Genomic DNA, 23,283 nt, shown 5'->3' with positions numbered 1-23,283 from the left:
TAGACTCTTATTAGAATTAATCTTCTACTGAAAATAATCCAGTAGACAGATAACGATCACCACGATCGCAGACAATACACACAATCACAGCATCTGGATTTTCTTCAGCAATTTTAACTGAAGCCCATACTGCCCCACCTGAAGAAGTTCCCGCACTGATTCCTTCTTGGCGTGCCAATTGGCGTGCCGTGCGTTCCGCTTCAATCTGTGGAATATCCATAATACGGTCAACACGAGATGGATCAAAGATGGTTGGCAAATATTCTTTCGGCCAACGACGAATACCTGCAATATTTGAACCTTCAGACGGTTGCAAGCCCACAATTTGAATGTCTGGATTTTGTTCTTTTAAATACTTTGAAATTCCCATAATCGTGCCCGTTGTGCCCATTGAGCTGACGAAATGAGTAATTTTACCGCCTGTTTGTTCCCAAATTTCTGGACCTGTGGTGAGGTAATGTGCTTCTACATTATCAGGATTACCAAATTGATTTAAGACCAGACCTACGCCATCTTTTTGCATTTGTAGTGCCATGTCACGCGCTTCTTCCATATTATTGGCTTCGATCAGTTCAGCACCATAAGCACCCATGGCATCTTTACGCTCTTGACTAGAATTGGCTGGCATAATCAGCTTCATCTTATAGCCACGCATGGCTGCAACCATAGCGAGTGCAATCCCTGTATTACCGCTGGTTGCTTCAATCAGGGTATCACCAGGCTTAATTTCACCACGCTTTTCAGCTTGCATAATCATGTTATACGCAGGGCGATCTTTCACAGAACCTGCTGGATTGTTCCCTTCCAACTTCGCTAATACAGTTGCTTGAGTGTGATTTGCAAGACGTTGTAATCGAACCAACGGGGTTTTACCCACGTAATGGTCTAACAAAAAATCCTCAGCTAAGAAATCAGGTTGTGTGTTACTCATTATATGCACCGATATCGAGGTGGAGCTATTGTATGAAAAAAAGCGGGGTACTGCATCTATTTCAACGGCATTTTATCGAATGTGATTAAAGCGCATTCATTTTTTATAAACCATGCTAATATCCTGTTCATGAGGAATAAGTCGCTAAATACATGTCGAATTTCAACAACAATCTATTCAAGCGTTTAAAACTAAATCATGCTTATGGGCAACTTATTGCCTTGATTTTTGTACCAATCACCATTTTGGCTGCCGTTGGTTCAGTATTGGTTTTGATTGAAACTTCGAACTCTGCAAAGTCTGAACAAAAGTTTGCAGCCAATGCGATTTTAAGCCGTTATAAAAATACTGCTGAAGATTTGGTCCGACTACTTGATACATCGCCCAATGAAAAAGATCGTGCCAGAAGTATTTTGCAAAACGTTTTCAATGAAAAAAATTTAGTTGCTGTCAAAATTCTGGATGAACAGCAGCGCCACCTCATTAGTTTAGGTTATCAAAGCGAGTCAAAATGGCCTGTTTTGCCTTTAAAAACTTTAGCTTTCGGTCCAATTCCAAATAAAACCAATAGCATTTACGGTATTGCACTACAGTCTCATAAGGGTCAAAAACGTTGGTTGGTCATCCAGCTAGATAATCAACCCTTAGCCATTTCACAATATCGTGTTTTCATTGTGTTGATTACCACAGGATTGTTAACGCTCCTGCTTTTATTGCTGTGTCTAAATTTCTATTCGCGTCGTTGGATTGCACCCATGTATGAAATTCGGATGCAACTACAGCGTTTAAATGCCGACACGCTCGATCAACACATGGTGATTAACAGTACAGGTGAATTACGTTTACTTCAGCGTGATATTGCCAATGTAGTCAAACGTCTACATTTTAGCTTTTTAGAACTTAAAGAACATACTGAACAAACCGAAGATGATTTACGCCGTACTTTGGATACTTTAGAAGTCCAAAACATCACCTACAAACAAGCACGTGACCAAGCGATTTCATCCAACCAAGCCAAGTCTGTGTTTTTAGCCAATATCAGTCATGAACTCAGAACACCGCTGAATAGTATTGATGGTTTTATTCATCTGCTTTTACGCCAAGACAATTTAAGCAATGATCAAAGACTCTATCTGCAAACCATTCGTAAGTCTTCTGCGCACTTATTGGCACTGATTAATGACGTTTTGGATTTCTCTAAAATTGATGCTGGTAAGCTAGAACTTGAAACCGCACCTTTCGATTTAGAAGAAGCGATTTTTGATGTGATGGATATGCTGTCACCACTGGCTGCGCAAAAACACATTGACATGGCGTTTTATTTTGCCGATACCGTTCCAAAACATGTCGTTGGCGATGCGCTACGCTTCAAACAAGTACTGACCAACCTCATTTCAAACGCGATTAAATTTACCCCAGATGGTGAAATTATTGTTCGTGCTCGTATGGAGCACGATGATATTGGACAATGCCTGCTTCATTTTAGTGTTCAGGACAGTGGTATCGGTTTAAGTGGTACAGATCGTAAACGCTTATTTGAATCCTTCTCGCAAGGTGATGCTTCGGTGACTCGTCAATTTGGCGGTACAGGCTTAGGCCTTGCCATTTCAAAACAATTGGTCAGTCTCATGCATGGTCAAATTGGCTTTGAAGACAACCAAGAAAGAGCGCCTACTGAAAAAGGTTCGACCTTCTGGTTCACCGCAATGTTTAAGGTTGAAGATGAAGAATTTACTCAACCTCAATTTGAAAATATGCACGTGGTGTCTTACTTAGCCCATCCTGCAACAGCCAATGTTTTACGACATTATCTTGAGAACTATGGGGTTCGACATACCGAATGTCAGTCTATTTTGGATTTGTTCAGTCGTTTAAATGCCTTAAAGCTCAATAGCGAGCAGAGCTGGGTCATTGTTGATCATAGTGGTGACACTGAAGCCTTACTCAGAGAAATTCGTGGACGTTATGAAGGTCATTTGGCGGTGTATGGCTATCAAATGACTTTAGATTTAAATATGCTCAATGAATATAAAGCACGACCTTTATATCAACCTTTAAGTCGTACTGCTTTAATCCAGCTTCTTGAAAACCAGCCTATTTTTGAAGCCGAACAGCATGATGATTTTAAAGCGCTCAATTTACATGTATTGGCGGTAGATGATCATTTGCCGAATTTAATTGTGCTTGAAGCGTTACTTGGCGAAATTAATGTCAAGACTACTAAGGCACAAAGTGGTCAAGAAGCACTTCACATTATTCAAGATCGTATTCAACAAGGTTTAGAGCCTTTCGACCTCATCTTTATGGATATTCAAATGCCTGTGATGTCAGGTATTGATACTACGCGGGCAATTCGTTCTCTAGAATCGACTGTCGACAATATGCGGATGCCAATTATTGCCCTAACTGCTCATGCACTCGCAGATGAAAAAGAAAAGTTACTCAAAGTTGGTATGGATGACTATGTGACTAAACCCATTCAAATGGAACAGATTATCCATATTTTGACGCATTGGAGTAGCAATCAATTTATCAGCCCCGTCACCACACAGGAAAAAGTGTCTCGTATTGAAAGCTTGGACAGTTCAATTTTAGATTGGAAACAATGTGTTCAGTTGGCAGCCAACAAAGAAGACCTAGCCCAAGATTTATTGAAAATGTTGGTAGATAGTTTCCCAACTGAACTCAGTGAAATCGAACAGCTCATTGAAATGGAAGATTTCCCGCAGCTTGAACATGTCCTACATCGTTTATATGGTGCGACCCGTTATGTCGGCACACCAAAATTACAACAAGCTACAGGTGAATTTGAACATTTTCTATCAATTTTAAGAAAAGAGCGACGCAAAGCGGACGATCAATTTATTCAAGAAACTTTACAACGATTAGAACAACTGAAAATTGTGATTCATGAAGTAGAACTGGCTGCCAAACAGATATTCAATTAGATTCTGTTTTTTGAATAGCATCATTTCTGTACGTATCTACCAAAGCTCATGGAAAATTGCTCAGTCATTGCTTTGAAGCTTTTAATGCCAATCTGTTCAGATTCAATGTGCATATCAGCTTTTGGTCTGAGTGACATTTTTCTATGACTATGTTTTTCTATGACTTGCATTTCTATGACTATGCTGTCATGAAAGCATTGTGTACACATGCTATTCTAAATGGAAATGGATATCTAAAAAAAGTGGAAGATATGGCCTTGCTACGTATAGAAAAAAATAATGGCATCGTGACGGTGTATTTAAATCGTCCAGACAAACGTAATGCAATGAGTTTTGACTTACTCAAAGAACTGGTTTCTACAGCAAAAAAGATTGCTAAAGATCGAAGTGTTCGTTGCGTGATTTTAACGGGTGAAGCCAATGTCTTTAGTGCAGGTATTGATCTTGCTGACTTAAATAATCCAAAGAATCGTGCCTATGCAGCATGGGAATTAATTAAACCCGGTCAAAGTCTTTTTCAAAAAGCATTTCTCATTTGGCAAGAACTGCCTGTTCCAGTGATTGCAGCGATCGAAGGCTTCTGCTTTGGCGCAGGGATGCAACTCGCTTTGGCAGCGGATATTCGAATTGCACATCCAGACACAAAGATGTCAATTATGGAAAGCCGTTGGGGGCTTGTGCCAGATATGGGGTTGACCCGTTCAATCAAAGGTATTATTGGTGTTGACCTTGCCAAAGAACTGTCTTTAACTGCCCGTATTTTTGATGGTCAATATGCCAAAGATATTGGTTTAGTGACCCATTTAAATAGCTCGCCATTAGAAAAAGCCTTAGAAATTGCTGAAGAAATGCGTCAACGCTCTCCAGATGCTTTGGCAGCAGTCAAACAGGTTTTAGACGCAATGGAACATCAACCTAAAAGATCATTGCGATTAGAGAAAATTTGGCAATTAAAATTACTCTTAGGTAAAAACAGTCAATTGGCACGTAAGAAAGATAAAAACCCTGAAATCGAATTTTTACCACGTCAATATAAATAATCTGATCTTAAGCGAGAGGGTCAAATGCATCCTCTCGCTCAAAAAATCCTTATAGAACAAAACCAAACATGAGTTAAATCTTGGCTATGCAAGTAAATCAAAACACCAAAATCGCTTTTTTAGGTATGGGACTCATGGGTAGTCGCATGACTACACGTCTGTTAAATGCAGGTTTTGAAGTTGGTGTATGGAATAGAACTGCATCGGCGTGTCAGCCTCTGGTTGATCTAGGTGCACAGTCAATTCAACTGAGTGACATTGGGCAGTATCCTATCATTATGACCTGCCTTGCAGATGATGCTGCTGTTCAGTCTGTTTTTGATCAAATTGAAACTTATTTGTGTCCTGAACAGACTATTGTGGATTTCTCCAGCCTATCTGTGGATAAAACCAAACAACTTGCGGAAAAGTCGGCACAACATCAAGTCACTTGGATTGATTCCCCTGTTTCTGGTGGTACCGCAGGTGCGGAACTTGGCACTTTGGTGATTTTTGCAGGTGGTAATGCTGAAGTTATTGACGCTTTGTTGCCAATTTATGCTGTGCTATCTCAACGTGTAACACGTATGGGTAATACTGGAACTGGGCAAGCCACCAAAATTTGTAATCAACTGATTGTGGCTGCAAACAGCACACTGATTGCTGAAGCTGTAGCATTGGCAGGTCAAGCAGGTGTAGATACACGATTATTAGCACCCGCTCTAGAAGGTGGTTTTGCAGATTCAAAACCTTTTCAAATTTTGACCCCTCGAATGGCGACGCATGAATTCGAGCCTGTACAATGGAAAGTCAAAACCTTATCGAAAGATTTAAACAATGCAGTAAAGTTGGCTGAACAATTTGATCTAGATATTCCTGTTGCAAAAAAAGCCCTTTCACAGCTCGAAACGCATCAAAATAAAGGCTATGCTGAATCTGATCTAGCAACAGTTATTCGTCAGGTTGAGCAATAAAAAGTATCTAAAATAAAAGACACACCTCAAGACTCAAGGATGTAATTATGACTAAGCTGGCTGTAAATATCTCGATGATCTTCACCGAAGTGCCACTCATTGAGCGATTTGCATTGGCACGTGAGCAGGGATTTTCTCATATTGAAATTCAATTCCCATATGAACTCAGTATTCAGCAGATTCAACAGCAACTCGAACAACATCAACTTAGTCTATGTCTGATCAATGTGCCTGCTGGTGACCTCATGCAAGGTGGGAATGGCTTAGCAGGTATTCCTGGACTAGAAATTGAATTCAAACAAGCGGTAGACCTAGCACTTCAATATGCGACTGCCTTAAATGTACCCAGTGTAAATATCTTGGCAGGTAAACAGCCTTTAGATGCAGATCTTCTCCCCTGCTTAAATACCCTTGCAAATAACCTAAAATATGCCGCATATCAATGTTCAGCGCATGATATTCAGCCCGTTTTTGAAATGATTAATGGCACAGACATGCCAAGATTTTTGGTGCAAAATATTGCCCAAGCTCAAGAAATGCTTGAAGCCGTACAACATCCCGCTTTAAAAATGCAGTTTGATTGCTACCATATGGCGATGATGGGGGAAAATGTACTAGAAGCACTCAAAGAGAATATTGCTGATATTGGTCATATTCAGTTTGCGGATTTTCCAAATAGACATCAACCAGATACAGCTAAAATCGATTTTCAGGCCATTTTTGATTATTTAATTCACAGTGATTACACAGGTTATATTGCTGCTGAATACAAACCATCAAATCAATCAAATCAATCTTTTGCTTGGAAACTCAAATATTTTTCAGCAGAATAATTCCGTACAAAATTATGGGATTTTGCCAGCGTTATTTGAATTTTAACCACAAAAGATCTATACTGAAAGATGAGTTATTGTTAGGAAAATCCACTTCTCATGAATTTAGAACCATCGCCCGGCGCTTCTAATTCTCACGAACTCTCATTGAATTCAAAAAATCTAGATGTACAAGCTTGCCTTAAAGTTGTACAAGAAGCGTTACTAGATGTTAAAGCAAAAGATATTACATCTATTGACGTGACTTCTATTAGTAATGTTGCCGATGCAATCGTTATTGCTTCTGGTACATCTACTCGTCATGTTAAAGCAATTGCCAATAACGTTGCTGAAGAAGCACGTAAAGCAGGTTTCCGTCCAATCGGTATGGAAGGTGAAAGTGACGCTGAATGGATCCTTGTCGATCTTGATATCGTTGTTGTTCACTTGATGTTGCCAACCGCACGTAAATTTTATGATTTAGAAAGTTTATGGCGTACAGAATCAAGCGAATCTGTAGCTTAATCAAATCTAAACCTAAATAAAAAAGCGACCAAAATTGGTCGCTTTTTTATGGTGAAATTTTAACTTTATTTAAAAGTAAAAGCGTTCTTTTTTGAAATCAGACGATATCATGTCATCCAATTTCAGTATTTCATCGACTTAAACATACTTATAAATCGAACATTTTTGATCTCATTAAAGTCAAACAATGAATCTTAAGCTGAAGGCGATCCACTCTTCATCTTTCATTTCACAAATTTACACCAACAAGTGTAAATCTACTTTTGGATACTGATTTTTAATATGCTCCTTCATTCGAGCATAAAGATGATCCGCTTTATATGGTCCATAAAACACACAATATTGCTCGTACAACACAGTAATGATTTGGGCATAGCGCTCTACTGGAAAAAACTGTGTATCTCTTAATAAAATCGCTTGTTTTTGTAGATCGATTTTAAAACCCAATTCACTGAGCTTTTTGTTCACTTCAGCATAAAAGTCCGTCAAATCAGGTGCATTTACAGATTGAATAACCTGTTCCACAAAATATATAAATGCAATCGTGATATGAGATGAATCCGTCTTTTCAAGCTCTTGCTGATTTGAGGCGGGCAACGACTCTGTATTGACATCTAAAATCACTTGCCGCTCAATCAATGAAAGCTCATTCAGGACTTTTTTAAGCATATCCTTACGATAATCTTTTAATTCATAGGCATCACATATCTCATGAATAAATCGATTTAAAACAAATGATGGTAAATTCCCATACTTATTTTCCCAATATTCAAGAACACTCCCTAAAATAGAATGATCTAAAAATGGCCTTAAACCTTGTTCAATGGCTTGCCTTTTTTGTACAAGCGTCAGTACTTCATTTGACATAAAAACTCCTTAATGACGCTTTGTGATGTCATCTTTTTCAAAGGTAATATCATGTTGGAATTCTGGATATGACAATTCAGCATGCTCGGTATAATCTAAACCACGTTGTTCGTGCTGTGGGCTGACACGTAAACCACCCAATATCAAATCTAAAACTTTAAACACAATAAATGCGACACCGAATCCCCATACAAATCCAGCACCCACTCCGATGGCTTGAATATAAATGACCCCAGAATTAAACATATTGGATTCTAAGAAAATACCTGCTGCTAATGTGCCCCAAGCGCCACAAAATCCATGAACGGTCACTGCATCTACCACATCATCGATTTTAAGTTTTTCCATAATCAATGGCATATAGGTCACAATCACGCCTGCCACCATTCCTGTGAAGACTGCATATAACGGTGACATTGAAGCACAGCCTGCTGTAATTCCAACAAGTCCACCTAAAGAGGCATTAATGGTGGTTTTTAATAAAATGGCTTTCGATGTCAAAATAGCCAATGCCATGTAGGTAACCGCAGCGGCACAAGCAGCAAGATGCGTATTTAAAGCGATACGACCAATACTCACACCCGCATTGATGGTGGAGCCTGCATTAAAGCCAAACCAAGCCAACCATAAAATAAAACCACCCAATGCAATAAGCGGCAAGTTGTGACCTGGTAAATAATGGCTTTTCCCATCGCGACCAAAACGTCCGATACGTGGTCCAAGCACAAGAATCCCAGCCAATGCCACCCATCCTCCGATTGAATGCACGACTGTAGAACCTGCAAAGTCGATAAAGCCCAATGCTTTTAACCAGCCATCACCACCAAATAGACTCCCCCATGCCCAACTACCAAAGATTGGATAAATCAGACCGCTGACCACACCAGCACTGACCACATAAGCGATGAAATTAATGCGCTCTGCCATCGCCCCACTCGCAATGGTGGTCGCTGTTGCAGCAAACATCATTTGGAAAAACAAAATATTCCAGTGCCAGTCATCTAAATCATCTGGTATAAAATGACTCATACCAAACCAACCGGTGCTATTTACCCCAAACATCAGACCAAAACCCACCAGCCAAAAGATCAAACCACCCAAGCAAGCATCCATATAGTTTTTCATCAGGACATTCACGGTATTTTTAGAACGTACCGACCCACTTTCGACCAATGCAAATCCTGCCTGCATAAAGAAGACCAATATTCCGCCTAAAATCACCCAAACACTATCGAGTGAGATTCTGATCTCTTGAATATTTTTAGCCGTAGATTCAATCGTTTGAGCTGCCCATGACGGCGAAGTCATCATTATTAAAAACACAATTAATGCTATTATTTTTTTCATATAACCCCCTAGATTTACATGAAAAATAGCAAAATTAATGCCATAATTTATCTAATCAATGGGTTCTTTTGATACTTATCAGATCATTTACAGCAAATCGTATTAATGCTTTTTAAGAATATCCATTAGATATTCACATCTTATTTATTTATAAAAGAAAAATATAGGATTCAAACAGTAAAAAACCATTATTTTTCCTTGCATTACTAGAACCTGCACCCAATTCAAAGTTTACAAAGATATAATCATTTGTTATATCTTTCCATGCTACTTTATATGGCACTTTTCAGCTCATATTGCTCTTTATGCACCATTTATTTTCTATTAAGAGATTATTTAATCCCATTATTTTCAACTCAAAATCGGCATTTTTGAAATAATACTTCACTCAACCTTCAGCAGATAAATGTTTAATTTTTATATTAAAAATCACTAATTAATCAAAGAGCTAAGAGTAGAGAGCCAATTCTATAAATTATTTTCGCCTGGACACGCCCATAGATTATCAAATAAGTACCAGATTCATTTATGTATAATTTCCAGTATTATTTAATATCAGAACTTAATAACAAAAAACCACCCGTAGGTGGTTTAACGTAAATCAAATTTAAGCTTGAGATTCTGCATAAACCACCTTCTTTTTAGGTATGTTCTTACAGATATATAAACTTGCCAATAAGCTACATGTTGCTGCAAACATCAACCACAATGCAGGCGTACTGGCATTGCCTGTTCTTTCAATTAAGAACGTACTCATCATTGGTGTTATGCCACCAAAAATTGCTGTTGCTAAACTGAATGCTAAAGAGAAACCCACAGTACGCACACGTGGTGGCATAGATTCTGCCAAAGTTGCTACCATACTGCCGTTATACATCCCAAAGAAAAATGAGAAATACAAAAGCACAATAATTAGGTTTGAGAAGGTAATGTTATTCACCAACCAATTCAGCGTTGGAAAAGCAGTAAAGATCGCTAGAATCGTCACGCCAACCAAGACAGGACGGCGACCAATACGATCTGAAACCCAACCACCGACAGGTAACCACAAGAAATTAGATAGACCGACTACAACTGCGGCCAACAAACTATCTGTTGTGGAAAGATGCAACTCACGCTTTGCATAAATTGGCGTATAAACAGTGATGAAATAAAATGTCGTTGTCGTCATTGCACTCATCAGCATGCCTGCAATTACGATTCTCCAATTTGCCACCATAGTTTGGAAAATTTCTTTCCCAGTAGGATGCGTCTTTTGTGCTTTGAATGCTTCTGTTTCTTCCAATGTACGACGCAAAATAAAAATCAGAGGAATAATTAAACATCCGACGACGAATGGAATACGCCATCCCCAATCACCCAATTGTTCAGGTGTGAGCATTAAATTAATCGAATAACCAAGCAAGGCTGCAAAAACAACAGCAATCTGCTGACTTCCAGACTGGAAACTGGTGATAAAACCACGGTTCTTATCTGTAGAAATTTCTGCAAGATAGATGGAAACACCGCCCATTTCGACACCTGCTGAGAAACCCTGTAGTAAGCGACCAATGACCACCAATATCGGGGCAATAATCCCGATTTGATCATAACCTGGTACAAAGGTAATGAGGATAGTCCCTAATGCCATCAAGCTGAGGGTCACAATTAAACCTTTGCGACGACCGACTTTATCGACATAAGCACCGAGAAAAATTGCACCCAATGGACGCATGAGAAAACCAGCAGCAAAGACTGTAAATGTCATCATCAAAGAGACATATTCATTATCCGAATGGAAAAATTTAGCTGCGATATACGTGGCATAAAATCCGAATAAGAAAAAATCGTATTGCTCTAGAAAGTTACCACTGGTCACATTTAGAATCTTTCTAAATGTACCACTTTTTGTATTTTGTACAGTCATATAGAACCTCCCTGGTCATCAGATCAAGTGCAAATACATGGTTTGAGTTGTTTTAAAATCGTTATTTCGCTTTTTTACTTCGGCGCTCTTCGACAGCGAATTTCAGTAAAGCCGCGCTGCGATAGAATCCATGCGCAAATTTTCCAAACGGAATCGTTAAGAAAAAAGTCATTACTGTGGCTAAATGTGCAATCAGTAGAAGCGCCATCAACGTGCTATCTCTGAATGCCAATAACGCCAAGCCAGTGATGCTGATTAAAAGAAGAAGGAAGATAAAACCGCGATCCATTGGCTTTTGCTTTGCATCACCATGTTGTGGATCACGCTTAATGTTGAGATAAAGCAAACCCACTGGACCAATCACTAAACCAATTCCCCCTAAAGTTCCAAGGATCACTGGTAAACTAAAAATTGGATAAGGAGCATGAAGATTTAAGAAATAGTGATAACCCGTCGCAACAATGGTCGCCAAAAAGCAAAGTAAAAAGCCATACATGGTGAAATGATGGAAGCGACGGCGAATAAGCGTGTAGCGGTCATCTTCCTCATTACAACCTTTACCATGTCCACCATCGAGATATTTAAGCGTCAGTACATTTTTTGCAGCTTGTAGAATGTCAGGTTGCTCAACACCACCTAAAACCACTTCAGAAGTTTGATTCCAAAATTTGCGAATGCCTAAACCAAGAAGAATGAATGCGATACCAAAAACTGAACCAAACAGCAGCGCTAAAAAGTTATGTGGAAAAATCGCATAGAAATTTCCTTCATATAAGCCGAATAAATCATTACCTTGAATAATGGTTCCAGCCAGCATGAAAAAAATAAATGTGATCACTAAAGCACTCACTAAAGTAATACCCGCTTTTTGATATAACTTGCCAAAGCTTTCTGGCACAGCGAACTTCTGATAAGTTTCAAGGCGAACTTGAGCCATTGCTTGTGGGATATTGACACCAAATTCATGAGGCGGTGCGTATTGGCAAGCATGAAGACAAGCGCCACAGTTGTGGCAAAGATTCGCCATATAATGAATATCGGCTTGATTAAATTCCAACCGTTTCGTCATAGCAGGAAATACAGCACAGAAGGTTTCGCAGTATCGACATGCATTACAAATCTGTAAGGCCTGTTTCACTTGCTCTTCGTTGGCAGTTAACTGAACCACTGGAATTAAATTTTTTGTTGATGCATTCATTTACATTGCCCCCTGAATTAAGGCACTTTGACTCAAAGCAGAACGAGCAGCATTTTTACCTGCAATACGACCGAAAGTTGTCCCTATTGACATGCCCACACCTGCGGTATACCCCTGACCCAATACATTTCCAGCCATCATCTCCCCCGCAACATAGAGATTCGGACTTGGAATATTGTTAAAACGCACAGCGGCATCATCTTCAACTTTCAAACCTAAATAGGTAAAAGTGATACCAGGACGTAAGGCATAGGAATAAAAAGGTGGTGTATCTAAAGGCACAGCCCAATGCGTTTTCGCAGGGCTCAAATTTTCGGTATGGCAATTGTCCAAAACAGTATGGTTAAACTCACCTTTGACACAGGCTTGGTTAAATTCACGTACAGTTTGTTCAAATTGATCGGGATCGAGATTGATTTTTTCAGCAAGCTCACGAATAGAATTGGCTTTCACGCCTTCAAAAACAGGTGGCATGAAACGGCCTACGGATTTTGAATCAATGATGGAATAACCAATTTGTTGCGGTTGTTTGGCAACTAAACGCCCCCAAATGGCATAACGTTTTGGCCAAAAATCTTCGCCTTCATCGTAAAATCGTTTGGCTTGATTATTGACAACAATACCCAATGACACGCAATCAATACGGGTACAAATACCACCATCATAAAGTGGGGCACGAGCATCGACTGCAACACAATGCGATTGCGATGGATCACCAATGGCATCTACGCCTTGATCCAACATGAATTTAAGTAGATTACCCTGATTGAATCGTGTTCCACGAATAATGAAATTATCTGCTGGCCATTCACCTGACTCGTTCTGCCCCCACGCTTCACGTAGCCATTCACGATTAGATTCAAATCCACCTGCTGCAAGGACACAAGATTTGCCTTCATAACGTGTTCCATCTTCGCCAATGGCAGCAATAAACTTTCCGTCTTTTAAATCCAGTTCTTTAATTTTAGTTTCATATTTGACGACAACACCTAAGTTCTGAGCACTTCGAAAATAGGCATTCACCAGCGCTTTTCCCCCACCCATAAAAAAAGCATTTGTGCGTGCGACGTGTAATGCACCTGATAAGGGTGGCTGAAAATTTACGCCATGTTTTTTCATCCACTCACGACAGGTTTCGGTACTGCGGATAACAAGGCGCGCCAAATGTTCATTGGTCTTACCACCTGTGACTTTTAACAGATCCTGCCAATATTCTTCTTCTGGATAAGCATCGATCAAGACATCTTGCGGTTGATTATGCATACAACGTAAATTACGCGTATGTTGTGAATTTCCACCACGCCATTCCTTTGGGGCAGCTTCTAATAATAGAACACTTGCACCTTCTTCACGTGCAGTGATCGCAGCACACAATGCCGCATTGCCACCGCCGATTACAACAACATCGTACATGTGATAGATCCCATACAATTTGTCGCAACTGTATGAGATAAAGGCTTAGATCAGTGAGAGGCTAAAAATGATGGGGTATTTAATTTTTTTAAATACTTATTCAGTATTAAATGAGTTTTGCACTCGGCCAAGCATGTTGTTCTATCAGTTGGGTCATACAAGAGCGGATCACGCTTTTAGCTGCCAAACTAGCAGGTGAAAGCTCCTCTTCATTCAAACTAATCAGATAGTTAGTTCGATCGATGGAAGGTGCTGTTATCTTTAAAAAATTTAAATGCTGTCGACTCAAATTCATAAAAGCACTACCTGGTTGAATCGTACCCACATCTAGATGTGCAACGGTATTCATCAATAAACTTAAACCATCGATTTCATACGTTACTTGTAGCTCATTATGTTGCTGTTGGACTAATTTTCTTAATCCATGATTATTACTTGGCAAGGCCAAAGGAAGATCTTTTAAAGCATGAAAAGGGAGTGATGATGTAGCTAGATAATCTTCCAGTTCATGTATTTTGAAAAATGCATCACTCCCAATTAAGAACATCGACTCCGATGCCAATGCTTGTACAGACCAATTCTTATCTACATCTTGACTGAAAATAATTGCTGCATCCAATTGTCTTGAATTGATCAATTGCACCAAATTTCCAGATAAGCTTTCAACCAAATGAACTTTAATATCCGGATAACGCTCTGCCATTACCTTTAGAAAAGGCACACCTAAAATTGAAGCTGTACTTGGTGGAAATCCCACACTCACATAACCAACGAGTCGAGAAGATTGAGCCGCTTGAACGGCTTGATTGGCATGACGTAAAACCAATTGAGCTTGTTTTAAAAAAGCCAAACCTGCTGGCGTAGGTGTAACACCCAATGCTGAACGCTGTAATAGCCGTGTCGAAAGCTCAGATTCTAATTTTGAAATTTGTTGGCTCAATGCAGATGTTCCCACATCTAATTTTTGCGCAGCTTTACCAATACTCCCCTGTTCCACAATTGTGACAAATGATTGTAGTTGTCTAAGTTCCATTGGCTGATTCATCCGTGTTATGAATTGGCTACTGTTCAAGCGCATTTAAACATTAAATGATTTAAACAAGAAATCTCATTTTAGCCTCTAAGGTCTAAATCCCTATAAAGAGTTGACTAATAAAAAACCGACTTACTTAGAAGTCGGTTTTCATTAATCAATTTCTAACTTAAGAATGTTGAAGCCTTAGTGACCACCACCATTAATCGCTTTGGTCATATCCTCAACAACTTTTTTCGCATCACCGAAAATCATCATGGTTTTGTCGTTGTAGAACAAGTCATTGTCTAAACCAGCATAACCCGTTGCCATAGAACGCTTAATCACCATAATGGTACGTGCTTTATGCGCTTCCAAAATTGGCATACCGTAAATTGGTGAATTTGGATCATCTTTAGCCGCTGGGTTTACAACGTCATTTGCACCAATCACAAGTACCACATCTGTTGCAGGGAAGTCTGAGTTAATCTCATCCATCTCTAAAATGTCTTCATACGCCACATCTGCTTCAGCCAATAATACGTTCATATGACCAGGCATACGACCAGCAACTGGGTGAATCGCAAAACGAACCGTTACTCCCTGCTCTTTGAGCAAGTTTGCCAGTTCTTTGACTGCATTCTGTGCACGACCTTGTGCCATACCATAACCCGGTACAATCACAACGCTATCCGCATTTGACATTAAGAAACCAGCATCATCTGCAGAACCAGAACGGTGATTACGTGGCGCTTTATCTCCTGCATCTGCTGATGCAACTGCAGTACCACCCATCGCACCACCAAACAAAACGTTGATGATTGAACGGTTCATTGCTTTACACATGATGTAAGACAGAATCGCACCTGATGAGCCCACAAGCGAACCCGCAACAATCAACATATTGTTTTCAAGTGTGAAACCAATACCTGCCGCTGCCCAACCTGAGAATGAGTTCAAAAGCGATACCACGACTGGCATATCACCACCACCGACTGGTGCAATCCATACCCATCCAAAAGCAAGCGCTAAACCAGTCATTGCCCAGAATGAAGTCATATTACCTGTCAGGAAGAAGTGAATACCAAAACCTAACATTGCAATAAAAATGATTGCCTGCACTGGTTTTACCCAAGCACCTGAAATGGTTTTCGCCCATTTCTTCGCAGCCAACTTACCATAAGCAAATACAGAAGCAGTAAATGTGATTGCACCTACGAAACAACCTACAAATAATTCAAACAAATGAACACGGCTCATTTGATGAAAATCAACGCCATTTGCTGCAAGTAAATCTGGACCCAATTCTGTTAATTTGTTGTTGTGAATAATTGCAGCAACTGCAATTAACACCGCTGCCAAACCCACTAAAGAGTGCATTAAGGCAACAGTTTCTGGCATTTGCGTCATAGGAACCGTACGTGCACGTGCAATACCGACCACAGCACCTAACACCATTGCACCCACAATCATCCAAACAACAGGATTATCTGCAACAAAGAATGTGGTTAATACTGCGATCGCCATAGCGATCATACCGTAACGATTGCCTTGAATTGCTGTTTTAGGACCTGACAAACCACGTAAAGTTAAGATAAAAAGAACGGCACCAATTAAATAGAACCAATCCGCATACTCTCGAATAAATTCCATGATTTAGCCCTCTTTTTTCTTTTGTTTAGGCTTGAACATCTCAAGCATACGTGCTGTTACTGCAAAGCCACCAAAAATGTTGATACTCGCAAGGAATACAGCAATCGCTCCTAATACACTGACAACGTTCACTGTTTGAAAAGTAACATTACCTTCAACACCAATCATTGGAAGCCCAACAGTTTGAATCATCGCACCAACGATAATGATGGATGACAATGCATTGGTTACCGCCATTAACGGCGTATGCAAAGCAGGCGTTACACCCCAAACGACGTAGTAACCTACAAAAATAGCGAGGACAAAAATTGTAATTGTTTCAACCATGATCAGTCTCCTTAACCACGTTTCAACAGTACTTGCCCGCTATGCGTTACAAGTAATGCTTTTTGAATTTCATCTTCGAGATTGATTTTAAAATTTTTCTCTTGATCAAATAATGTTTCTACGAAGTTGAAAACGTTACGTGCATACAATGCAGATGCTTCCGTTGCCACTGTCGCAGGAATATTAGGCACGCCTAGAATTTTGACGCCATTTGTCGTTACAACTGTTTCACCACATTTTGAACCTTCAACGTTACCGCCCGATTCAACTGCCATATCTAAAATCACTGAACCAGGTTTCATCTTGGCAACTGTTTCAGCTTTAATTAAACGCGGTGCATCACGACCTGGAAGTAAGGCTGTGGTAATCACGATATCCGCATTTGAAACAGCTTTATCGACAATCACCGCTTGATCTTTGATGTACTGTTCACCAGGCATCCAACCATAACCGTTTTTGGCAGCATCAGCAGCTTTCTGCTTTTCTTCGTCAGACATTGGTACGTCTAACCATTTACCACCAAGTGACTCAACTTGGTCACGTGCAGTTGGACGTAAGTCGGTTGCTTCAACAATAGCACCTAAGCGTTTTGCGGTTGCAATGGCTTGTAAACCTGCAACACCCACCCCCATGATCACAACACGTGCAGGTTTAACTGTACCTGCAGCTGTCATCAACATTGGGAACATACGTTGATATTCATTCGCAGCCAACAATACTGACTTATAACCCGCCAAATTGGCTTGAGAGGAAAGCACATCCATATTTTGCGCACGAGATAATGTTCGTGGCAAAAGCTCTAGTGCAAACGCAGATACTTGCTGAGTTGCAAATTGATCAAGTTCTGTATTGCGGTACGGATCAAACATTGCCACCACAGTGGTATTGGCTGCAAGCTTTTGAATTTCATCACCCTTAGGTGCACGAACTTTCAAAATCAATTGGCTATTTGTGTAGGCATCATCTTTAATCGTAGCGCCAACTTGTTCATACGCACTGTCAATGTACGCTGCCTTTACACCAGCACCACGTTCAATGACCACGCTATGACCAGCGCTAACTAACTTCTTTACTGTCTCTGGCGTTACGGCGACTCGATTTTCACCGACGACAGTTTCGGTAGGGATTCCGATCTGCATGAGCATTCCTCAAGCTAATTTTTCTTAAAGTAAACATCGCAATCCGCGATGCGTCCCCTGGATGGATTTGTACGAATTTTTGGATTCTAATTGAACTTTTCGAAAATACTACCCAATATTTATTTAATAAATGATCACATTTTCAAAAATTACATTGTTTAATCAGAGATCAGATATATCTATTCAAGATATAAATTTATCTAAAATTCATGATTTTCCGCTTAATTAATATGCAAAAAAATAATTGAATAATCATGACCGAAAAGTCATTTTTTATACTGAAAAGTTGGCATGGGTCACCAAATTGCTCTTTTTGACATTTTAGCCACCAAATTTATCCCAAATGTCCTGAGTTAAAATGACTTAGATTCCACAGTTTCAATAGCTTTTAGAGTATTAAAAAAATAGAATTTGCCGAAATGACAGAAATATCACAGCAAAAAAAGGGCAAATTTTTGCTGATTTAATATTCATTTTATTTCAATATTGAAAGAGAAAAGAAGTCCTAAATTTAAACAGATAAGCGAGATTGGTCTGAATAATTCGCACCAATATTTATCGTTATAATGTCTTACAATTTATTTTTATTTTTTTCAAAATAATGAGTGCACCATTTTGTTTGATGATGATGAATTAAAAATCATACAATTATATGTATTTACGCACAATAATAGTGCAAATTGCCTTTAACCCATCAAAACCATATCATTTACAGATGATAAACCAATCACTTGTCTTAAAGTATGGTTATATTTAAATCGGAAATTCATTCTTAAAAATTATAATTATAATGATTATTTAGAATTTTATCTTTGCTCAATAGCGCCCTATACTCAATTTAACCCATTTCACAAAGCTAAATCAGCTATATCTGAATATAATTTCAATGAAAATTCCACTGAGTAGCGTTCAAGTTGGCTCTTTATTTGCCATTGGTTCCGCATTTCTGTTTAGCACCAAAGCCATTTTTATTAAACAGGCTTATGCACTATCGCCTTTGGTCGATGGAACGGTACTCATGGCGCTACGAATGGCCAGTGCTTTGCCTTTTTTCTTATTACTGTGTTGGTTGAATCGTCGACATAACAGCAACGTAAAATCTAAAGATTGGGCATTGTTAATCTTGGCAGGATTGCTTGGTTACTACTTTTCAAGTTGGCTTGATTTTAGTGGCCTCATGTATATCAGCGCATCACTTGAACGCATTATTTTATTTCTATATCCCACATTGACGGTTATTGCATCGAGCTTTATTTATAAGCAACCTCTCACATTGAAAACAATTATCGCGATTGTGCTGAGTTACGGCGGTACGATCATCGTTATGCTTCAAGAACAAAGCAATGTGGCACATGAAGGTTACTTTTGGTTAGGGGTAAGTTTAGTTTTTGCCAGTGCAATCAGCTTTGCATGTTATTTATTACTTACGCCTAAATTAATTGCAAAGTTCGGTTCTTGGAATTTTACAGGACTGGCTTTAAGTGTTGCATGTCTTGGTACACTGGTTCATTTCTTCATTGCAACACCTGAACCCATACAACTAATCGCTCAGCTTCCGAACAGTGTTTTATGGTACGGACTCGCTTTAGGACTTGCGGTTACAGTTTTACCTACCATCCTTGTTGCGCAAAGTATTGCTCGAATTGGCGCATCGCAATCTGCCATGATTGCATCCATTGGCCCCATTTTGACGATTATTCTTGCAACTTTATTTTTAGGTGAAACGATGAATCATATTCAGTGGTTCGGCTGTGCATTGAATATTATAGGCGTGATGATTATTACCTTATCGAAAAAGAAACTGGGCAACTAAGCAAAAACTGAGAATGCCTTGCATGTATTACTTGTTATGATTCTTTAGCCTGATCTAAATCACTGAACTTAAGTACAATATCTTTAAAATGTGCGCCAGCAGATTCATTCGCCATAATGTCATCAGGATTGTACAGTGGGCATTGTTCTTGAGATAAACAACCACATCCAATACACCAATTAAGTTGGTTTCTGAGTTGTAATAACTTGATGATTCGCTGATCTAGATCTTGTTGCCATTGTTGCGACATCTTTTGCCAGTCGTCCTTGCTGGCCATTTTTTGTTTTGGCAATGCTGTAAATGCTTGCTTTATTTCCGCCAAGCTTAAACCCACTTGCTGCGCCACTTTTACAATGGCAATTCGGCGGAGCATGGCACGTTGGTAACGTCGCTGATTACCTTCAGTTCTAATACTCCAAATCAATTCTTTTTCTTCATAAAAACGAAGTGTCGCAACACTCACATCACTGCGTTTTGCTAAGTCGCCTATTGTCATCCATGAATTTAATTTATTTTGCATTTTGTTGTTGACCTCAAGTTAACTTGAGCTTTGATACTAACAGACTCTTTAGATTGTGATATGAATCATTCATGAAAAATACAACACAGCAAAATACGCATCTGCCTGCAATTCAAACCCAACAGCATCAAACTTGTTTTACCTTAATCAATCCCGAAACGCTTTATGATCCTAGCGCTTTCGGATATAGCCATATCGTCGAAGTTCAAAATTTTAACCGCATCATTCATATTGCAGGTCAAAGCGGCGAAGATATTCAAGGCCATTTATCTTCCGACTTTACTGAGCAAGTTCAGCAAACATTTAAAAATTTGGAACATGCATTACATGCTGTAGGTGGTCAATTTGCAGATATTGCAGTGTTAAAAGTATTGATGGTCGATCATAATACCCATAAGCACGACATACTCATTCAGCACAGCCAGCAATATTGGTCAGATTCTCGTTTTCCAGTGTGTACACTCATTCCTGTACCCTGTCTTGCAAAACCTGAAATGCTCATTGAAATTGATGCCACAGCATATGTGCTTTAATACAGCTTTAGATTATTGACTTATTTAGCATAAGAATTGAACTAGGAATAAAATGCACTCGATTGAAAATCCTTTAGATATTAGTGAAGATAAAGCCTTACTTTGGCTGATGGCGATTGCTTGTGGTATCTGTGCTGGTGCGAACTATTACTCACAACCTTTAATTCACTCTATTCAGCTTTATTTTCAAGAACCTGAATCTAAAGTGGCGCTTACCGTGACTTTTGCTCAAGTGTCTTATGCGCTGGGTTTATTGTTTATTGTGCCAATGGGTGACATTTTAAATAAAACCAAATTTATCCCCTTTCTGATGTTTCTTTCAGCGTTGGGATTATTTATTTGTGCTTTTTCAAGCAATCTCGTGATGCTATGGGCGGGAACGATCATTGCAGGGCTCTTTTCCGTAGCTGCGCAAATTCTCATTCCTTTTGCCACCATGGCTGTAAAACCCAATAAAACAGGTGAAGTGGTGGGTTTGCTTATGAGTGGCTTATTGGTCGGTATTTTAGTTTCGACCAGCCTGGCAGGACTACTCTCCAATTTATTTAACTGGAAACTGATTTATATCATTAGCGGGATTTTAATGCTGATGGTGGCAGTGGTTTTAAATGCTCGTTTGCCCTATTTGGCCAGCACAAAAATGAGTTATTTCAGTATTTTTAAATCGATGGGAATCTTACTTAAAGAAGAGCGTCGACTGGTGTACCGTGCTTTAACGGGAGCCTTTGCCTTTGCCACCATGAGTATTTTGTTTTCCACCATTGCCATACTCATGACCTCATCTTTTAAATTGACCGACGTCATGGTTGGATGCATTACATTGGTTGGAATCTTTGGGGCATTGGCCACTAAAAAAATTGGGAAAATTGCCGATCAGGGTTTTGGCAAAGCCATTACTTGGGCAGGGATTGCAATATTAGCAACCAGTTGGATTTTCTTATATTTGGGTCAGCATTATTTATGGAGTTATATCATTGGTTTTGGTTTAACCAATTTAGGTTTGGCCGCTGTTCATACCAGCAATCAAAATGTGATTTTTAATTTACGTCCAGATGCCAAATCACGTATTAATTCAATTTACATGACCAGTTATTTTATTGGTGGTGCAACAGGTTCTGCACTCGGTATTTACGCATGGCATCATGGTGGTTGGGCAATGGCATGTATAGTGGGTTTAGGCTTGGTCTTTTTTGCTGCTGTGTTTGCTCTATTGGATCAGCGCTATGTTGCTCAATACAAAGCGTCTTCCTTATAGCGTTGTTGTATTGATATTTTAACGATTGCCCTGTTTTAATCAAAAAGCCTCATCAAATTTCGGATGAGGCTTTGATCTATGACTGATTTATTTTTAAGACTGCTTCACAGCTATACCTAAAAAAATTTAAGACATTTGCACCACAGGATAATAAGGTTTGTCGACATCCATCATTTCAGCATTTTCGATTAAGACTTGAATAAACGTTGGCATTAAACTGGATAAAATACGGCATCCATCTTCTAACTGTTTTCGATTCATCGAACTTTTATAACTCACGCCACCGTGAATCATTTGACTGCGTAAAGTAAAAAGTCGATCGAAAATCATCAATAAAATATCGCAAGCATCTTTATTTCGAAATGCCTGCAATATGCGGATTTGTTCATTTTCAAAACTTTGTTTCCACGTCATTTGATTGATTTTCTGGTTTTTATAATCCCAATAGCCTTGATACAAATATGGGCTTTCTAAAAACATTTGAATTGTTTGTGCATTTTCTCCACACAAAGTTTCGTAGAATTTTTTTTCGTAATCTTGATGATATATACGGTTGAGAAACACTTTTAGACTGTGTTGATCTCGAATCATATCTTCTGTTTCTTCTGCATAGATGGCGTTAAAAGCGATCATCAAACTAATAAATTGTAAATCTGAGTCGTCGTGTAGAAGGATTGCTTTTTTAAACCAACTTAAACCACGATGAATACGCAGATTGAATCGGTCAGAGTTTCTATTTTTATTATGTTTGAAAATCTCTTCTAGAACCATCATGTTATCCGCCCCTGATTTTTATTTTATTGTTCCAACATACTTATTTTTTGAGCAATGTACAATTCATTCGGCATAGATTTTTGAGTTTTTTTATCGTGTTAAATTATGCACTTCAATTCTGTACTGTCGATTTTTCACTAAACCTCGTATAATTCCGCCCTCTTGTTGTTTTTAAGTTTTTAGGTCTCGTTTATGTCGAACATCCAATCTTTACAGCCTCGTATTTCGGTTGCCCCGATGATGGATTGGACGACATTTAAAATATAATAAATAAAATTCAAAGTGTTATATTTAAAAAATAAACTATTGGTGTAAAT

General features: G+C 39.1%; 20 protein-coding genes. 8 read left to right on the top strand and 12 right to left on the bottom strand.

Features of this window, described 5'->3' with window-relative positions; translation table 11 throughout:
- Positions 1–16: 16 nt before the first annotated feature.
- Positions 17–931: a cysteine synthase CysM gene (cysM, locus tag G8E00_RS03130; protein ID WP_166221912.1), complete on the bottom strand. Its 915-nt coding sequence runs from the start codon at positions 929–931 to the stop codon at positions 17–19.
- 152 nt (positions 932–1,083) lie between these two features.
- Here cysM and G8E00_RS03125 point away from each other — a divergent pair, with 152 nt between their 5' ends.
- The 5 genes from G8E00_RS03125 to rsfS all read left to right on the top strand — a co-directional run bounded on the left by G8E00_RS03125 (position 1,084) and on the right by rsfS (position 7,209).
- Positions 1,084–3,879, top strand: a complete 2,796-nt coding sequence (locus G8E00_RS03125) for a GacS-like sensor histidine kinase (RefSeq protein ID WP_166221910.1) — start codon at positions 1,084–1,086, stop codon at positions 3,877–3,879.
- Between the two features lie 251 nt (positions 3,880–4,130).
- Positions 4,131–4,919: a crotonase/enoyl-CoA hydratase family protein gene (locus G8E00_RS03120; RefSeq protein WP_166008977.1), complete on the top strand. Its 789-nt coding sequence runs from the start codon at positions 4,131–4,133 to the stop codon at positions 4,917–4,919.
- Positions 4,920–5,005: 86 nt separating this feature from the next.
- Positions 5,006–5,872: an NAD(P)-dependent oxidoreductase gene (locus tag G8E00_RS03115; RefSeq protein ID WP_166008979.1), complete on the top strand. Its 867-nt coding sequence runs from the start codon at positions 5,006–5,008 to the stop codon at positions 5,870–5,872.
- 47 nt (positions 5,873–5,919) lie between these two features.
- Positions 5,920–6,705, top strand: a complete 786-nt coding sequence (locus G8E00_RS03110) for a hydroxypyruvate isomerase family protein (RefSeq protein WP_166008456.1) — start codon at positions 5,920–5,922, stop codon at positions 6,703–6,705.
- Positions 6,706–6,804: 99 nt separating this feature from the next.
- Positions 6,805–7,209, top strand: a complete 405-nt coding sequence (rsfS, locus tag G8E00_RS03105) for a ribosome silencing factor (protein WP_166008457.1) — start codon at positions 6,805–6,807, stop codon at positions 7,207–7,209.
- Positions 7,210–7,446: 237 nt separating this feature from the next.
- Here the strand turns inward: rsfS and G8E00_RS03100 are convergent, their stop codons facing one another.
- The 9 genes from G8E00_RS03100 to G8E00_RS03060 form a co-directional block, all read right to left on the bottom strand.
- Positions 7,447–8,076 (bottom strand): hypothetical protein, encoded by a 630-nt coding sequence (locus tag G8E00_RS03100; RefSeq protein ID WP_166221908.1) that lies wholly within the window; start codon positions 8,074–8,076, stop codon positions 7,447–7,449.
- Between the two features lie 9 nt (positions 8,077–8,085).
- Positions 8,086–9,423: an ammonium transporter gene (locus G8E00_RS03095; protein WP_166221906.1), complete on the bottom strand. Its 1,338-nt coding sequence runs from the start codon at positions 9,421–9,423 to the stop codon at positions 8,086–8,088.
- A 607-nt stretch (positions 9,424–10,030) separates the two neighbouring features.
- Positions 10,031–11,329, bottom strand: a complete 1,299-nt coding sequence (tcuC, locus tag G8E00_RS03090; protein WP_166008460.1) for an MFS transporter — start codon at positions 11,327–11,329, stop codon at positions 10,031–10,033.
- A 61-nt stretch (positions 11,330–11,390) separates the two neighbouring features.
- On the bottom strand, positions 11,391–12,527 hold the full coding sequence (tcuB, locus tag G8E00_RS03085; protein WP_166008461.1) for a tricarballylate utilization 4Fe-4S protein TcuB: 1,137 nt from the start codon (positions 12,525–12,527) through the stop codon (positions 11,391–11,393).
- Positions 12,528–13,940: an FAD-dependent tricarballylate dehydrogenase TcuA gene (gene tcuA, locus G8E00_RS03080; RefSeq protein ID WP_166221904.1), complete on the bottom strand. Its 1,413-nt coding sequence runs from the start codon at positions 13,938–13,940 to the stop codon at positions 12,528–12,530.
- A gap of 106 nt (positions 13,941–14,046) precedes the next feature.
- Positions 14,047–14,973 carry a LysR family transcriptional regulator gene (locus tag G8E00_RS03075; protein WP_166221902.1) on the bottom strand — a complete coding sequence of 309 codons (927 nt, stop codon included), beginning with the start codon at positions 14,971–14,973 and terminating at the stop codon, positions 14,047–14,049.
- A 186-nt stretch (positions 14,974–15,159) separates the two neighbouring features.
- Positions 15,160–16,605, bottom strand: coding sequence for an NAD(P)(+) transhydrogenase (Re/Si-specific) subunit beta (locus G8E00_RS03070; RefSeq protein WP_166008464.1), 1,446 nt, complete (start codon positions 16,603–16,605; stop codon positions 15,160–15,162).
- 3 nt (positions 16,606–16,608) lie between these two features.
- Positions 16,609–16,932, bottom strand: a complete 324-nt coding sequence (locus G8E00_RS03065) for a proton-translocating transhydrogenase family protein (protein WP_166008465.1) — start codon at positions 16,930–16,932, stop codon at positions 16,609–16,611.
- Positions 16,933–16,943: 11 nt separating this feature from the next.
- The gene (locus tag G8E00_RS03060; protein WP_166008466.1) at positions 16,944–18,071 is read right to left on the bottom strand and encodes a Re/Si-specific NAD(P)(+) transhydrogenase subunit alpha; all 1,128 of its coding nucleotides are present in this window, start codon (positions 18,069–18,071) and stop codon (positions 16,944–16,946) included.
- A gap of 886 nt (positions 18,072–18,957) precedes the next feature.
- On the opposite strand from G8E00_RS03060, the gene G8E00_RS03055 reads away from it, so the two are divergent.
- A complete protein-coding gene (locus G8E00_RS03055; protein WP_166221900.1) occupies positions 18,958–19,884 on the top strand; it encodes a DMT family transporter in 927 nt (308 codons plus the stop codon).
- A gap of 34 nt (positions 19,885–19,918) precedes the next feature.
- Here G8E00_RS03055 and soxR read toward each other — a convergent pair whose 3' ends face one another.
- Positions 19,919–20,404, bottom strand: a complete 486-nt coding sequence (gene soxR / locus G8E00_RS03050; protein WP_166221898.1) for a redox-sensitive transcriptional activator SoxR — start codon at positions 20,402–20,404, stop codon at positions 19,919–19,921.
- A 71-nt stretch (positions 20,405–20,475) separates the two neighbouring features.
- On the opposite strand from soxR, the gene G8E00_RS03045 reads away from it, so the two are divergent.
- The gene (locus G8E00_RS03045) at positions 20,476–20,937 is read left to right on the top strand and encodes a RidA family protein (protein WP_166008469.1); all 462 of its coding nucleotides are present in this window, start codon (positions 20,476–20,478) and stop codon (positions 20,935–20,937) included.
- A gap of 52 nt (positions 20,938–20,989) precedes the next feature.
- Positions 20,990–22,192 carry an MFS transporter gene (locus G8E00_RS03040; RefSeq protein ID WP_406741447.1) on the top strand — a complete coding sequence of 401 codons (1,203 nt, stop codon included), beginning with the start codon at positions 20,990–20,992 and terminating at the stop codon, positions 22,190–22,192.
- 126 nt (positions 22,193–22,318) lie between these two features.
- Here G8E00_RS03040 and G8E00_RS03035 read toward each other — a convergent pair whose 3' ends face one another.
- On the bottom strand, positions 22,319–22,966 hold the full coding sequence (locus G8E00_RS03035) for a HEPN domain-containing protein (RefSeq protein WP_166008470.1): 648 nt from the start codon (positions 22,964–22,966) through the stop codon (positions 22,319–22,321).
- Between the last annotated feature and the right edge of the window lie 317 nt (positions 22,967–23,283).

It is taken from the genome of Acinetobacter shaoyimingii (assembly GCF_011578045.1).
GTDB classification, from domain to species: Bacteria; Pseudomonadota; Gammaproteobacteria; order Pseudomonadales; family Moraxellaceae; genus Acinetobacter; species Acinetobacter shaoyimingii.
The sequence above is the reverse complement of the archived record's forward strand: the minus strand, read 5'-3'. Positions and strand labels throughout refer to the sequence as shown.

Coding starts and splice junctions, on each gene's coding strand:
- cysM (WP_166221912.1), bottom strand. CDS start 931: ATGAGTAACACACAACCTGATTTCTTAGCTGAGGATTTTTTGTTAGAC.
- G8E00_RS03125 (WP_166221910.1), top strand. CDS start 1,084: ATGTCGAATTTCAACAACAATCTATTCAAGCGTTTAAAACTAAATCAT.
- G8E00_RS03120 (WP_166008977.1), top strand. CDS start 4,131: ATGGCCTTGCTACGTATAGAAAAAAATAATGGCATCGTGACGGTGTAT.
- G8E00_RS03115 (WP_166008979.1), top strand. CDS start 5,006: ATGCAAGTAAATCAAAACACCAAAATCGCTTTTTTAGGTATGGGACTC.
- G8E00_RS03110 (WP_166008456.1), top strand. CDS start 5,920: ATGACTAAGCTGGCTGTAAATATCTCGATGATCTTCACCGAAGTGCCA.
- rsfS (WP_166008457.1), top strand. CDS start 6,805: ATGAATTTAGAACCATCGCCCGGCGCTTCTAATTCTCACGAACTCTCA.
- G8E00_RS03100 (WP_166221908.1), bottom strand. CDS start 8,076: ATGTCAAATGAAGTACTGACGCTTGTACAAAAAAGGCAAGCCATTGAA.
- G8E00_RS03095 (WP_166221906.1), bottom strand. CDS start 9,423: ATGAAAAAAATAATAGCATTAATTGTGTTTTTAATAATGATGACTTCG.
- tcuC (WP_166008460.1), bottom strand. CDS start 11,329: ATGACTGTACAAAATACAAAAAGTGGTACATTTAGAAAGATTCTAAAT.
- tcuB (WP_166008461.1), bottom strand. CDS start 12,527: ATGAATGCATCAACAAAAAATTTAATTCCAGTGGTTCAGTTAACTGCC.
- tcuA (WP_166221904.1), bottom strand. CDS start 13,940: ATGTACGATGTTGTTGTAATCGGCGGTGGCAATGCGGCATTGTGTGCT.
- G8E00_RS03075 (WP_166221902.1), bottom strand. CDS start 14,973: ATGGAACTTAGACAACTACAATCATTTGTCACAATTGTGGAACAGGGG.
- G8E00_RS03070 (WP_166008464.1), bottom strand. CDS start 16,605: ATGGAATTTATTCGAGAGTATGCGGATTGGTTCTATTTAATTGGTGCC.
- G8E00_RS03065 (WP_166008465.1), bottom strand. CDS start 16,932: ATGGTTGAAACAATTACAATTTTTGTCCTCGCTATTTTTGTAGGTTAC.
- G8E00_RS03060 (WP_166008466.1), bottom strand. CDS start 18,071: ATGCAGATCGGAATCCCTACCGAAACTGTCGTCGGTGAAAATCGAGTC.
- G8E00_RS03055 (WP_166221900.1), top strand. CDS start 18,958: ATGAAAATTCCACTGAGTAGCGTTCAAGTTGGCTCTTTATTTGCCATT.
- soxR (WP_166221898.1), bottom strand. CDS start 20,404: ATGCAAAATAAATTAAATTCATGGATGACAATAGGCGACTTAGCAAAA.
- G8E00_RS03045 (WP_166008469.1), top strand. CDS start 20,476: ATGAAAAATACAACACAGCAAAATACGCATCTGCCTGCAATTCAAACC.
- G8E00_RS03040 (WP_406741447.1), top strand. CDS start 20,990: ATGCACTCGATTGAAAATCCTTTAGATATTAGTGAAGATAAAGCCTTA.
- G8E00_RS03035 (WP_166008470.1), bottom strand. CDS start 22,966: ATGATGGTTCTAGAAGAGATTTTCAAACATAATAAAAATAGAAACTCT.